Annotated in this window: 14 protein-coding genes; 7 read left to right on the top strand and 7 right to left on the bottom strand. The window is 60.9% G+C overall.

Going from position 1 to position 11,671, the window contains the following annotated elements; all coding sequences use genetic code 11:
* The coding region (locus CQ13_RS44970; protein ID WP_210183066.1) for a hypothetical protein at nt 1–193 on the top strand (193 nt) is incomplete at its 5' end.
* Nucleotides 194–388: 195 nt separating this feature from the next.
* On the opposite strand, the gene CQ13_RS09155 is transcribed toward CQ13_RS44970, so the two are convergent.
* Nucleotides 389–1,999: a flagellin N-terminal helical domain-containing protein gene (locus tag CQ13_RS09155; protein WP_057842651.1), complete on the bottom strand. Its 1,611-nt coding sequence runs from the start codon at nt 1,997–1,999 to the stop codon at nt 389–391.
* Between CQ13_RS09155 and CQ13_RS42710 the strand changes: the two genes are divergently transcribed.
* Nucleotides 1,989–2,150, top strand: coding sequence for a hypothetical protein (locus CQ13_RS42710; protein WP_156433592.1), 162 nt, complete (start codon nt 1,989–1,991; stop codon nt 2,148–2,150). The two genes, CQ13_RS09155 and CQ13_RS42710, sit on opposite strands and share 11 nt — an antisense overlap.
* 75 nt (nt 2,151–2,225) lie before the next feature.
* Here CQ13_RS42710 and CQ13_RS09150 read toward each other — a convergent pair whose 3' ends face one another.
* The gene (locus CQ13_RS09150; protein ID WP_057842650.1) at nt 2,226–2,642 is read right to left on the bottom strand and encodes a response regulator; all 417 of its coding nucleotides are present in this window, start codon (nt 2,640–2,642) and stop codon (nt 2,226–2,228) included.
* 537 nt (nt 2,643–3,179) lie between these two features.
* Here CQ13_RS09150 and CQ13_RS09140 point away from each other — a divergent pair.
* From CQ13_RS09140 to CQ13_RS09130, 3 genes are all read left to right on the top strand, one after another.
* Nucleotides 3,180–3,905 carry a Crp/Fnr family transcriptional regulator gene (locus CQ13_RS09140; RefSeq protein WP_057842648.1) on the top strand — a complete coding sequence of 242 codons (726 nt, stop codon included), beginning with the start codon at nt 3,180–3,182 and terminating at the stop codon, nt 3,903–3,905.
* Between the two features lie 272 nt (nt 3,906–4,177).
* Nucleotides 4,178–4,570, top strand: coding sequence for a response regulator (locus tag CQ13_RS09135; RefSeq protein WP_057842662.1), 393 nt, complete (start codon nt 4,178–4,180; stop codon nt 4,568–4,570).
* 124 nt (nt 4,571–4,694) lie between these two features.
* A complete protein-coding gene (locus CQ13_RS09130; RefSeq protein ID WP_057842647.1) occupies nt 4,695–4,940 on the top strand; it encodes a hypothetical protein in 246 nt (81 codons plus the stop codon).
* A gap of 106 nt (nt 4,941–5,046) precedes the next feature.
* Here CQ13_RS09130 and CQ13_RS09125 read toward each other — a convergent pair whose 3' ends face one another.
* The 5 genes from CQ13_RS09125 to CQ13_RS09105 form a co-directional block, all read right to left on the bottom strand.
* The gene (locus CQ13_RS09125) at nt 5,047–5,613 is read right to left on the bottom strand and encodes a response regulator transcription factor (RefSeq protein ID WP_430649670.1); all 567 of its coding nucleotides are present in this window, start codon (nt 5,611–5,613) and stop codon (nt 5,047–5,049) included.
* Nucleotides 5,614–6,098: 485 nt separating this feature from the next.
* Entirely contained in the window at nt 6,099–6,305 is a 207-nt protein-coding gene (locus CQ13_RS09120) for a hypothetical protein (protein ID WP_028348539.1), read from the bottom strand.
* 98 nt (nt 6,306–6,403) lie between these two features.
* Entirely contained in the window at nt 6,404–7,411 is a 1,008-nt protein-coding gene (locus CQ13_RS09115) for a glycoside hydrolase family 3 N-terminal domain-containing protein (protein ID WP_057842645.1), read from the bottom strand.
* Nucleotides 7,408–8,478 (bottom strand): DUF3313 domain-containing protein, encoded by a 1,071-nt coding sequence (locus CQ13_RS09110; RefSeq protein ID WP_245309108.1) that lies wholly within the window; start codon nt 8,476–8,478, stop codon nt 7,408–7,410. The genes CQ13_RS09115 and CQ13_RS09110 overlap by 4 nt, the downstream gene beginning before the upstream one ends.
* Nucleotides 8,479–8,507: 29 nt before the next feature.
* Nucleotides 8,508–9,515 carry an alpha/beta hydrolase family protein gene (locus CQ13_RS09105; RefSeq protein ID WP_245309104.1) on the bottom strand — a complete coding sequence of 336 codons (1,008 nt, stop codon included), beginning with the start codon at nt 9,513–9,515 and terminating at the stop codon, nt 8,508–8,510.
* A 206-nt stretch (nt 9,516–9,721) separates the two neighbouring features.
* Here CQ13_RS09105 and CQ13_RS09100 point away from each other — a divergent pair, with 206 nt between their 5' ends.
* Both CQ13_RS09100 and CQ13_RS09095 read left to right on the top strand, forming a co-directional pair.
* A complete protein-coding gene (locus CQ13_RS09100) occupies nt 9,722–10,324 on the top strand; it encodes a TetR/AcrR family transcriptional regulator (protein ID WP_057842644.1) in 603 nt (200 codons plus the stop codon).
* A 590-nt stretch (nt 10,325–10,914) separates the two neighbouring features.
* Entirely contained in the window at nt 10,915–11,664 is a 750-nt protein-coding gene (locus tag CQ13_RS09095) for a tetratricopeptide repeat protein (RefSeq protein WP_197427289.1), read from the top strand.
* Nucleotides 11,665–11,671: the final 7 nt, after the last annotated feature.

Here is an 11,671-nt window from a genome sequence, read left to right as displayed (position 1 = left end):
GGTCCTGCTCGAACCGCACCAACTGATTGTCGACCGTATCCAGGCTCTCGCTGGTCTCCGTCAGGAACTCCCGCAACAGATCATCCATATGAGCGCGCCTCTTAAAAATTCAGATACTGGCCTTCTCAAAAATAACCCTTCGGATTTCACGGCTTCGTTAATTTCACCGTCCGTGCTAATACGGATATGGTGAACAATGTCGTGATGAACCGGTCGCAGCGGCGATCCGAAGATCGCGGCCGAGACGCGATTGACGACATTTGAAAGCTTCGACAGCGAGCGGACTGCGCTTCCCGGATGGGATGTTGGAAACAGCGCGGTGAGAGTCGAGTTCACAAAAAAAACGGCGGGGAGAACCCCGCCGTTTTGATCTTGTATTTTGCGCCTATTAGCGGAGCAACTGCAGCACGCTCTGCTGGCTCTGGTTGGCCAGCGCCAGCGCGGACACCGCGATCGACTGGCGGGTCGACAGCGCCTGGCTGTTCGCCGCTTCCTCGTTGGTGTCGGCCAGCGTCAGGTTCGACGAGCCGGTCTGCAGCACGTTGATCAGGTTCTTCGAGAAGTCCTGACGGATCTGCACGACGGAGAGATTCGAACCCAGCGCTGAAGCCTGCGTCCGCAGCGAGCTGCTGGCTGTGCTAAGCGCGGTGATCGCGGTGTTCGCCGAGGCGTTGTCCAGGAAGTCTGTGCCCGCGGTCAGCTTGGACAGACCGAGCCCGACATAGCCGAACGACACTCCCTGGATCGTCAAGGTCGACTTGCCGGTTTCGTTGAAGGTCAGCTTGAGCTGATCGCCATTGAGCAAGTTGATGCCGTTGTACGAAGCATCTTGGGCAGTCGAGCTGATCTGGTCCAGGATGTTGTTATACTGCGCCACCAGGTTAGAACGAATGAGCTGCGCACCGGGATCGGCAACCGGAGCAGCGCCCGCCAGACCGTTAAAAGCCGCGCCACCGCCAGCCGCCGTGCCGTTGATGGCTCCGATCGTCGAGGAAGCCGCTTCATTGGTCGTCGTGATGGTGATCCGTCCAGTCGCGTCGAGCGACGCCTGGAGATTGTTGGCGGCGAGCGCGGAGTTTAGATCGTTCAGCGATTTCACCGTGCCGCCGGTGCCGTCACCGAAGGTGATGTTGGTAGCGGTGCCGTTGCCGGTCGCGCCGATGGTCAGTGTCAGCCCGTTAAGCGCGCTGACACCGCCCCCACGAGCAGTTGTACCAGCCGTCAGGCCGAGCTTGCCAAGGCCGGTGCCGCTGGTTACGAGGTCTGCCGTGGTGCCGGTGTGCAGGGTGATGGCGCCGCCCGTGATCGTCGAGGGAACCGCGGTGCCGGTGATCGCGTCGATCGCGTTCAGAACATCCTGGACCGTGCCGGTGGTGATATCGATATCCAGGGTGCCGGCCGTCGCCGAACCAGTGGTGCCGCCGCCGTTCTTGAAGTTGATCGTCGTGCCGTTCACAACAATGGTGTCGGCATCGGCGAAATTGGATTGCAGGGCGTCCGTACCCGGACCGGGCGTGCCGGAGAGCAAGGTAGCGCCCGTGATCGGGGCCGCGCCGCCGGTGTCGTCGTTGTTGACAACGGTGCCAGCAGTTGCCGCCGCGTCGGTGTAGGCCGAAACGGTACCGCGAAGATCCGATGCAGTCGCGCCCGCGATCGCGGTGGTCGTGACGCTGGACTTTGCCGAGTAACCCACGGCGGCTTGCAACGCCTGATTGGCAACGGATTTCGCGCTGTCGACCAGCTTCTGAATAGAGGTGATGCCGGTGTTAGCAGCCTGCAAAACCTGCACGCCGTTGCCGATGCCATCAAGAAGATTGTTGATGTCGCTGGCGCGGTTGTCGAGACCCTGGGCGGTGAAGAAGTTGGTCGGATTGTCGAGGGCCGTGTTGACCTTCTTGCCGGTGGCGAGACGGTTCTGCGTCGTTGAGAGCAGTTCAGCGGTCGACTGGAGGGAGAGGAGGTTCTGGCGAACCGACGCGGAGAGGACAATGCCTGACATATTTATTTCCTTCTGGTTTCGAAGCCATTTCTTTGGCTCTGCCAGCAATACAGAGCGAGATTTAACAATGCCTCAACTTGATGGCTCTGATTTGCAGCAATCGGACACTGAACTGCCGATGGTTAAAGCTGACCTAAGCAGCAAACCGTAAAAACACGGTTAAGTGGCCGTGAACCGCGGCTCGCAAAAATTCCGGCGATTGCTGCGCTGAGAAATTCGCCAGCCGCTAGTTCGACTGGGCGATGCCGCTGAAACGTGAGCGGGCTTCGGCAAGACATTCGTTGACGACCGCCAGGAGCGCGCCCGGCGTGAACGGCTTGCGCAGGCAGCGCGTGGCACCGAGCTCGAGCGCCATGTGCAGGAAGTCCGGCGCCGGCGAGTCGAGATTGGCAAAGGCGTATCCCGACATCGCAACGAGCGGGATCGTCGGCGCACGCTCGTGGAATATCCTGATCGATTCGAAGCCGCGCATGTGCGGCATGAAGATATCGACGAGCATCAGGTCGAAGCCGGAGTCTTCCAGCGCTCGGAGCCCGACTTCGCCGCCATCGGCTACCGTCACCTCAAAGCCGTGACGTTCGAGATAGATCTCGATGGCCGTGCAGACCATGGGATCGTCATCGACGATGAGAACGCGTGTCATGTCAGCTCCCCGGAAGCGGATAGCGAACTCAGTCCAATCATTCCTCAGTCGCAATTGCAGTGGGGGCGACGTATGATCCACCTCCCTTGCAGCGTAGGACGCGCTCCGTCCACACGGTCATGAAGTTCCACAGAAGGAACCTCCCGGCTGATCATGCGGCAGTTTGTGTTGCGAATCAGTGCGCGCATTTTCCGCCGTAAACAGGCTACGCTGTCTGCCCTCTACAGTGTATAGATCGGTTCCACAACCTGGGCTGATTCGGATTGGGAATTTGTAGCTAGCCTGCCACAGGGCAAGTCGCCGCGGTCGCTGCTTCGAAGATGTTCGCAAGGTTGCCAGCGGCGAGTTCGCATCGTTGTGCTTGCATCGCGAAGCGTCGGAGCGGGTCAAAGCCCACCTGGCCGAGCCGATGCGCCGGTGCCATCAACCTCGTTCGCCAGTTTTTCTTGCCAATATAATACGCAAGGATCATCCTGCAGTTCGGACTGTACGCAGCAGACGCCAGAGACCGGCTTGGCCGTAAGGCAGGAGACTGCTTTGGATTCAGCCCCTCGTTCTCCGAATGGATTTTTGTCCTCGCTGACCGCGGACGATTTCGAATTGATCCGCCCGCATCTGCGCGCCGCCGATCTCAGCCAGGAAATGGTGCTGGTCGAAGTCGACGAAACGCTCAAGCGTGCGTATCTTCCGCACAAGGGCGTCATCTCGCTGGTCGTGAAGCTCGCGCGCGGCGAGCACGTCCAGATCGCGATGATCGGCCGCGACAGCATCTTCGGTGCATTCGCTGCCCTCGGCGACCCCGTGGCGTTGAACACCGCCGTGGTGCTGGTGCCGGGCGCGGCCTCGACGATCGATCTCGACCAGCTTCGTGCTGCCGCCGACCAGAGCGCGACGTTGCGTACCGCACTGACGCGGCATGGCCTCGCCGTCTATGCACAGATCCAGCAGACCGCCGGCTGCAACGCCTCGCATACGGTGGAATCCCGGCTGGCGCGATGCCTGTTGCATACACGCGACCTCTCCGGCAGCGACAAGCTGGTCCTGACCCAGGAAGCGATGGCCCAGATGATCGGCGCACGCCGCAACAGCGTTTCGCTGGTGGCCCATACGCTGCAGCAGGCGGACTTCATCCACTACAGCCGGGGGCATATCGAAATCACCAACGTAGACGGCCTGATCAAGACGTCCTGTGAATGCTATGCGACGGTCAAGGCGCAATACACGAGGTTGCTGCATCCGCGCATCCACAGCGCGGCCGCGTAGTCGCTTTCCTGCGGTCGACCACGGCCGCAGCCCGATCTGCGATACGCATCGCGTCGCCGTTGCGCGCGAAGATTGCGACGCTCCCCTGCCTCACCGTATTACTACGGCCAATCGTGGCTTCTGCAGCGTTTCAGCCCGCGTACGGGATTAACGCGCTGTTCAACGAGCCCTGATAGTTGTCACGGTGCTGACGGGTGCGGGTTCGAGACTCTTTCGCGTGCAACGCGCATTCACCTATGTTCGGCGGCATATTATTTGCGCGGAGTACGAACATGGCTTTTGATCTGTCGATGCCGATCCTGGTGGTCGACGACTACAGCACCATGATCCGCATCATCCGCAACCTTCTCAAGCAGCTCGGATTCGAGAATGTCGACGAGGCCAGCGATGGATCGGCGGCGCTCGCCAAGATGCAGACCAAGCGATACGGCCTCGTGATCTCCGACTGGAACATGGAGCCGATGACCGGCTACGACCTGCTCAGGGAAGTCCGCGCCAGCCCGGAACTCTCCAAGACGCCCTTCATCATGATCACCGCCGAATCCAAGACCGAAAACGTGATCGCCGCGAAGAAGGCCGGCGTCAACAATTACATCGTCAAGCCGTTCAACGCTGCAACGCTGAGGACCAAGATGGAAGCGGTGTTTCCCGACGCAGCCGGCTGACATCATCCCGGAAAAGCGCGCTGCGCACCGCAGACGCGCAGTTGGCCGTACTTCTACGGTTTGAGATTTTCACCTCCGGATAACGTTGACTGAGGATAGTTGCGTGGACCAAGGGAGTGCCCTCATGTTCACGTTTGAAACGAGCGATCAGAAGGAAGTGCGGCGTTTCCGTATCGCCCAGTTCAATGGCAGGACTGCAACCGTGCGCTCAACCGGATCAGCGGTCACTGGCCACGTTCGATCGATCGTGGAAAACAAGTCGAGCGTTCCGGCGGCGTGGACCATCACGATTATCCCAGAAGAGCCCAAACCGACACGCTCGCCGCAGCCCGCAGCGCGCAGTCGCTCCTTGATGGAAGACTTTCGCTGAACGGGCGAGCGGCAGGCCCGATCGCGCAGAATCGCAAGCCCCCCGATTCCGGCAGCGCAAAACCGCGCCGCTCAGCGGCGCATCGCAAGCATCGCTTCGGGATAGATCAGGCGGGCTGCAGCAGCGCCTTGCGAACCAGATCCGCGGTGTTGCGGGCGCCAAGCTTGCGCATGGCCTCGGCGCGATGGCTCTCGAATGTCCTTGGGCTGATATTCATCCGCAAGGCGCCTTGCTTGTTGGAGCAACCTTCGCTGATCAGGCTCAGCACCTCGCGCTCGCGCCTGGTCAGAGGCTTCTGGCCTGACCCCGGGGCCAACATCAGGCCCGGCCTGCGGGCGCCATCCACGGAGCGGCCGGCCCGGCCCTCGCCCGCCTGCTTGCGAACGGCGTCGGACACCGGATGATTGTCCGACATCTGCTTCACCAGAGCGCAGACGCGTTCGGTTTGCTGAAGCGCATTCTCCACCACCTGCTGCAGGTAGAGCCGGGTGCCGGATCCTTGCGAAAGCTGGTGGCTGTGCTGCTTGATCTCATTCATGTAGAGCAGCAGCGCCGTCAGCGGTCCGTTCAACTGCCGGGCGATCGCCGCTCCCGCCTCTTCCGCGGCACGCGAGCGCGCTGCGGATAGCTGGACGATCTCAGGATTCTCTTCGAGAGGTGTGAGGTTTTCCATCCACTTCGTGAAGTGCGAATCAGCGGCGCTATGATCTTGTCCCGACATATAACTAATTTATCGGTTCCACCCTCTTTCATTGTTAATTTCTTAACCGGTAAGAATACGGAGAAATCCGCCGGCGCGTCTCGCCCTCGGACTAAATCGGGCTAAAACTATCCGAAATCAGATGACTTCAGCCCAAAAGACCGTGATCCAGCATAAATCCCGTGGGGCGCCAGCCCGTACTTTAACGGTGATGTCATTTGCTTTGTTAATAGCTCTCAACGGTTCTCGCTGTGTTTCCCGTCGGCGCCCGGCACATCTTCGCCTCGACGCCGATTCCGCGCGACGGCTTGCTCGCGGCATCGCCCTAACGAATACGTTCGGCTGAGAGATCGTTCGGCCGGAAAGTGAGGCCAAGGCTACCGCACCGAGTTCTATCCGACCTACGATTACAAGGCGATCGACGCCGCAGCGCACGAGAAGGCGCAGCAGGCTTGAGGTCAGCCGAGCCTGGAGATCTGCTCTTCGGTCACGACGCGCTCGACATTCTCCGATTTGCTCCTGATGCGATAGCGCGGGCGGCCGTCGGCTTCGATCGGCAGGCAGGAAACGATGGTGTAGACGCTTCGTTCCTTCGCCACGGCGCGGCCCTGCGGCCCCTGCTGCTGGTGATGAACGTCGTCGTTGATCGCGAAATTATGGGCCATCGTCGGTCTTTCCGCTGAAAAAGCGCTTGTAGTCTCAACGGCCTGGCAACGCAACACATTGTCCGCCTGATCTGCTTCGGATTTTGGGATCCACCGCGTCAGGCCGCCAGGAGCGCCTTTCGCTTGCCTACACGCGCGATCGATTTCTCGATCGCCGAACCGGACAAGGGTCCCTCGCGCAGGCTGTCTGCGATGTGTTCGGCAATCCCGGCCATCTCCTGTTCCTGATCGAACAAATTGTTGCCGATGCAGAGCATGTCCATGCCGGCTTTGAGCGATTGCAGGCTGGCTTCCCGCGTGCCCAACGCCTTCTGCAATCCCTGCATCTGCATGTCGTCGGTGATCAGCAGCGTATCCGGAAGGCGCTTGCGCAAGCGGCCAAGCCCCGCCGCGGACAGCGTCATCGGGCAATGGTCGTCCCATTGTCTGACGATGGCGTGGCTGACCAGCACCGCATCGCCGAACATTGTTGGCGCAAGCGAATAGAACAGCTCTTCCTGCTCACCGCGAAGGGCTTCGGAGATATCCATAAATTCCTGATGCGAATCCACGAGCGCGCCGCCGATGCCAGGGAAATGCTTCAGGCACAGGCCGATGCGCTGCGTCCGCGCCACCTCGCTTGCCAACAACGCATTGGCTTCCACCTCGGCGATGTCGGCGGAGTAGGAACGCTCGATCCTACCGATATTGGGGTTGTCGGGATTGTAGTCGACGTCGATGACCGGCGCGAAATCATAGTGGATGCCGAGCCGCCGCATCTCGGCAAAGCTCGCGGTGAGGATCGCGCGCTTTTGATCCGGTGCCAGGAGATTGAATTCCCTCGCACTGGGAAGCGGCGCAAACCCGCGGCTTTCCTTCAGCCGCCGGACCAATCCACCTTCCTGGTCGATGAACACCATCGGCCCCGACGGCAGCGCGGAAATCTCTGCGCAGAGGCGTTGCACCTGTTCAGGCGATGCAATGTTGTTGTCGTATTCTCGCGTCCGGCAGGAATAGTCGAACAGGATCACCCCGCCGAGACCGTAGCGGGCCGCAAATTCCTTCAGCCAATCCGGAACAATCTTGCCGAAGAAGCCGAGAATGAAGAGTTCGCCGATGTCATTCATTGTAGCGGCCCTCCTTCGATAAGGCACGTCGGCGCACACCCGATCTCGATCGACCAAGACCCTGAAGCGGCAGGCAATTCAAGCACTATCAGCGCGTCGAGGTCGATCTCGATCAATGTCCCGTTCGTGTCTCCACCAGACTTTTTCGTTGAGCGGCTGATTGCCGGGGCTTGAACAGGCGCCAGTTTCCGGTCGAGATGTCGAGGTCGCCTGCAGGCCGTCCGCTCAATTTCCTCCCGAGGGATTGCGAGCAGCACAGTACCGGATTCTTTCGGCGCTGCGTTGGCCGACGCACCTCGGTCGGTCCAATCCGGCGGCAGCCCAATCCTCTCTCCGATCATGCCGGTCAGCCCCGGTGCTCGCCCGAATGCTTCACAAATCGCCTCCTTCGGCGCGCCACCGAGAGAGGCCTTCAGGCTGCCGATGGATGGCGGCGCCGAGACCTTCCCGAACGGACTCTCGGCAGTAACAAGCAATTTCCCGAAATCGTCTCCGAAAGCACTTGCGAGATCATAGGCATCCCCGTCGCTCGATACGCGCGGAGCGCCGGTGAATGAATTCGCTCCGCGGGCCCAGATCATGGCCGCCTTTTGGTTGCCGCTGCGATCACGGGCCTCGGCCTCGACAGACAGGCTCCCGAGTCCGATCGGAAGCCGCGGCACAGGGATAGGCACACCGGGAGCAACGACAGACGGTATAACGCTCGCGACCTTGGAGACGCCGGCGGCCGTCGTATCGGTCGGCGCAATGTGGGTAATGACCGCCCGGACACTCAAGTCCGCCGGTTCCGTCGGTGCTACAATTCGGAAGCGCTCGCTCAGCGCAAAACACATCGCTCTATTTACCGCATTCTTGATCAGGCTGCGCTGCTGGTCCGAGAACGGCTCTCTTGCCGCGGCTACCGTGAATGCGGTTGGCTCGATCCGCGCGGTCTTCGCGCCGAGAACATCAGCTTTGCTGACCCGAACTTGCGACTTGGTCAGAAACCCATCAGACGGTGTCAGATTGCCGTAGGAGGCCAGCGACCCGGACCGCTCCAGTGGTGCGGTCGCGCAACCGGCAGCCATCAAGCCTAGCGTCGGGACGAGGACCCATCTCATGGCGAGGCAACGAGGCCAACCGCCGATCTCTGGACAATACGCCGGGAACGCGCGACCGGAACAGGAGAAAGCGGGGTGCCGGGCGCCGTTGCCAGGATTGGCTGCCATGTCGCATTCCAGCGCGTGAGCGTCGTCCCGTTACCGTCGAAGGCAAAGTCGAGGAAAGCCAGAGTGAGTTCCGCCGTCGCAGCCTTCACCTTCGGGTTCAGCGCCGGGCCACCCGTGAACGAGCGATCGGTAAAGATGCTGTGCGAGCCGCCTTCAAACACGGCAAGCAGCTTGCGCGGTGCGGCAATGCCGTTGAAGACGGCTAACCGATCAGCAGCGGGCGAGTGATATCCGGGAATTTCGATGACGTCGTTGGTCGCAGTCACGTGCAGGTTCGGAACCGTGATCTTGCTCAGCACCGAAGCAATATCGGACTCGCCATAGAACGGCGGCGCAGAGATCACGATCGCCGCCGCAAAGCGCGGGTCGCGGGCCTCGACCCACTGCCCTTCACGCATCACGCGGGCGCCGACCGCGAGAAGGGCTGTGTTCGCGCCATATGAATGTCCCGCCGCCACTATACGCCGACGATCGATCTGGGTGCCGTAGGGACTCGACAGCACGCGGTCCAGGGCGAACCGCAGATCCCAGGCCCGCGCCAGCGCCTCGCTCTCATGAGCCGCTCGCTGCAAGCGGTTCACGACGGTGAGAGGATTGCCCACCCAGAGAGACGAATCGCTGCCCGCATGCTGAACATGCAAACTCGCAATGCCGCGGGCAGCCCAATATCGGCCCAGATAACTGTAGCCCCGGCGGGAGCCACCCATGCCATGGGAGAACACGATGAGCGGGACGCGCAAACCCGGCGCGACACTCGTGGGCCAATGCAGACGCGCCGGAACAGCCCGCGAACGCGCGGGATCGACCCAGTCGAAATCAATGAAGGCGGGTGCGACGGACTGCGCTCGCGCCGGATTTGCCGGAGCGGCGGCCGTGATTGCGGCGGCGAGCAGCATGGCACCGAGGTACCGTCGCGTCATGTTGCCCGCCACGATTGTTTCGCCCTGGCCACCCGCGAGAGCGGATTGAACCTGCCTCGAGAGAGCATCGCCGCCCATCCTGCTCTTCATAAACACACCTTGAACATAATTCGCACTGGGTGTAATATTGTATTGCACTGAGTGTAATTTTGCAAGATCACAAACTCGTGTCAGAACTGGTCATGGAAAGTTCGGCCCCCAAGGAGGAACGTCCACGCGAGCGGAAGCGGCGTGAGACACTGCATCGTATCGCCGAGCAAGGCTTGAAACTGTTTCTGACCCGCGGCTATGAGGCCACCACGCTCGACGCGATCGCGGAGGCAGCGGGAATCTCGCGGCGGACGTTCTTCTACTACTTCAAGTCCAAGGAAGAGATTCTGCTGGCGTGGCAGGACGGCGGTTTCACCGAGACCCTGCGAACCACCGTGCTGGAGCAATCGACCAGACAGTCACCCCTCAACGCGGTGAAGAACGCCTTATTGGAGCTGACGATCCGCTTTCAGGCCGATTACAAGCAAACCAGGGTGATCGAACGCCTGATGTGCGCGAACGAGTCGCTGCGCATACGACACCAAGCGAAATATGTAGAGAAAGAACAAGCGGTATTCGACGCACTCTGCCAGATGTGGCCGCAGCCCAAGCGACAGCCGGCGCTCCGCATCGTCGCCATGATCTCGATCGGAGCGCTTCGTCTTGCGATCGACAACTGGAACCGCGACCAGGGAAAACGACCTATCGCAATTTATCTCAAAGAGGCTTTCGCCGACCTGAAGTCGGAGATTTGAAACGGCCGCGGCTCGCCCGTTGCCAGGCTCGAGGGTTCGGCCCAGGCACACGCCATTGACGCAAGGTCGTCCTATTGCGGCCTGCCCGGACTCTGTCCTGAGATTGACGATGTCATCAACGATGTAGGCGCAGATCGTCAAAGGATCGAAGCGATGCTTCGCTTCATCGCGGCTCGCTGAGCCGAAGCGCAAGGCGGGTGCTTGGCTGCAAGTTCAATACGCATCGAACGGAACCGGCAAAAGAAAGCCGAGTTCCGGCTGCGGCAAGCTGGATATGTGACGCCTCGCACATTTGTCGGCCCGCAGGTGGGCTAGGCTTCAGTCCGCGAGAGGTGTTGTGGAGAGACTTAGTCCGCGTCAACCGCTCGACCTCTTACGAGATGCTGCTTGCGTAACAAGCAGGCGATCGTCGACCAGGCTGAAAAATTCCGGGTGCCAGATGCGGCTCAGACGCCGCTTGGCACGAGAGACCAAAGCTGAAAGCGTAGACAATGCGGCGCATCCCAAATCTCCGATCGATCAACCCAATTGCAAACCGATCATTGCGGCCAGGATTTCGTTGCGCAATTTCGAAGGCCGTGAAGCGAGCGGTGGTAGCAACTGCATGCTGCTTCACTCTGCTGATCGGCCTACAACCTGCACTTGCCGACGCCGCGTCCGATCGGGACACGGCCACTCGCTACGAGCAGGCGGCGCAAGCGGGCGATGATGAGGCCCAGTTCTATCTCGCGGCGCTCTATTCGTCCGGCGTCGGTCGTCCGCGCAGCGACCAGGAGGCATTTCGCTGGTTCTTGCGCGCGGCCGATCAGGGGCATGCCCACGCCATGCTGATCGTTGCCGGCCTCTACGCGAGCGGGCGCGGCGTAGCGAAGGATAATGTGAAGGCCTATTCCTGGGCCCACATCGTCGCTTCCGCGAGCAAGCTCGACGAGGACCGCAACGGTGCGCGGCAACTGATGTCCCTTCTCATGAAGAAGATGACGAGCGACGAGATCGGCCGTGCCGTGGTGGCCGCAAGAGAATGGCGCGCCGTTCGGGTTGCCGGCGCGCCGAGGGACTCCGTCAAGACTTCTGACAAGACTTCGAAAATCGAAAGAGCGCTGGACAACTCGGACCAACCCGCGCCGGCCGCGCCTCCACCTGCACCCGCCGTCGTGCAGCCAGCGCCCGCCGCCACGCCGCCGCCTGCTGTCTCGCAGCCGGCGCCGCCCAACATCACGGTATTGCCGACATCTCCCAAGGCCTCATCGGCAGCTCCAATGAAGCATGCGAGGAAAGAAGATGTTCGTGATCTGCTCGACCAGGTTCCATCGGGCCTGCGCAAGCGGTTTGGCTTCTGAGTCAGGG

Origin of the sequence: Bradyrhizobium retamae (assembly GCF_001440415.1) — a bacterium.
In the GTDB taxonomy this organism is placed as follows: Bacteria; Pseudomonadota; Alphaproteobacteria; order Rhizobiales; family Xanthobacteraceae; genus Bradyrhizobium; species Bradyrhizobium retamae.
The sequence above is the reverse complement of the archived record's forward strand: the minus strand, read 5'-3'. Positions and strand labels throughout refer to the sequence as shown.

Excerpts from the sequence above, each read along its gene's own strand:
- CQ13_RS42710 (WP_156433592.1), top strand. The coding sequence starts at position 1,989 with ATGCCTGACATATTTATTTCCTTCTGGTTTCGAAGCCATTTCTTTGGC.
- CQ13_RS09155 (WP_057842651.1), bottom strand. The coding sequence starts at position 1,999 with ATGTCAGGCATTGTCCTCTCCGCGTCGGTTCGCCAGAACCTCCTCTCC.
- CQ13_RS09150 (WP_057842650.1), bottom strand. The coding sequence starts at position 2,642 with ATGACACGCGTTCTCATCGTCGATGACGATCCCATGGTCTGCACGGCC.
- CQ13_RS09135 (WP_057842662.1), top strand. The coding sequence starts at position 4,178 with ATGGCTTTTGATCTGTCGATGCCGATCCTGGTGGTCGACGACTACAGC.
- CQ13_RS09130 (WP_057842647.1), top strand. The coding sequence starts at position 4,695 with ATGTTCACGTTTGAAACGAGCGATCAGAAGGAAGTGCGGCGTTTCCGT.
- CQ13_RS09125 (WP_430649670.1), bottom strand. The coding sequence starts at position 5,613 with ATGGAAAACCTCACACCTCTCGAAGAGAATCCTGAGATCGTCCAGCTA.
- CQ13_RS09120 (WP_028348539.1), bottom strand. The coding sequence starts at position 6,305 with ATGGCCCATAATTTCGCGATCAACGACGACGTTCATCACCAGCAGCAG.
- CQ13_RS09115 (WP_057842645.1), bottom strand. The coding sequence starts at position 7,411 with ATGAATGACATCGGCGAACTCTTCATTCTCGGCTTCTTCGGCAAGATT.
- CQ13_RS09110 (WP_245309108.1), bottom strand. The coding sequence starts at position 8,478 with ATGGCTGCCGGTTGCGCGACCGCACCACTGGAGCGGTCCGGGTCGCTG.
- CQ13_RS09105 (WP_245309104.1), bottom strand. The coding sequence starts at position 9,515 with ATGCTGCTCGCCGCCGCAATCACGGCCGCCGCTCCGGCAAATCCGGCG.
- CQ13_RS09100 (WP_057842644.1), top strand. The coding sequence starts at position 9,722 with ATGGAAAGTTCGGCCCCCAAGGAGGAACGTCCACGCGAGCGGAAGCGG.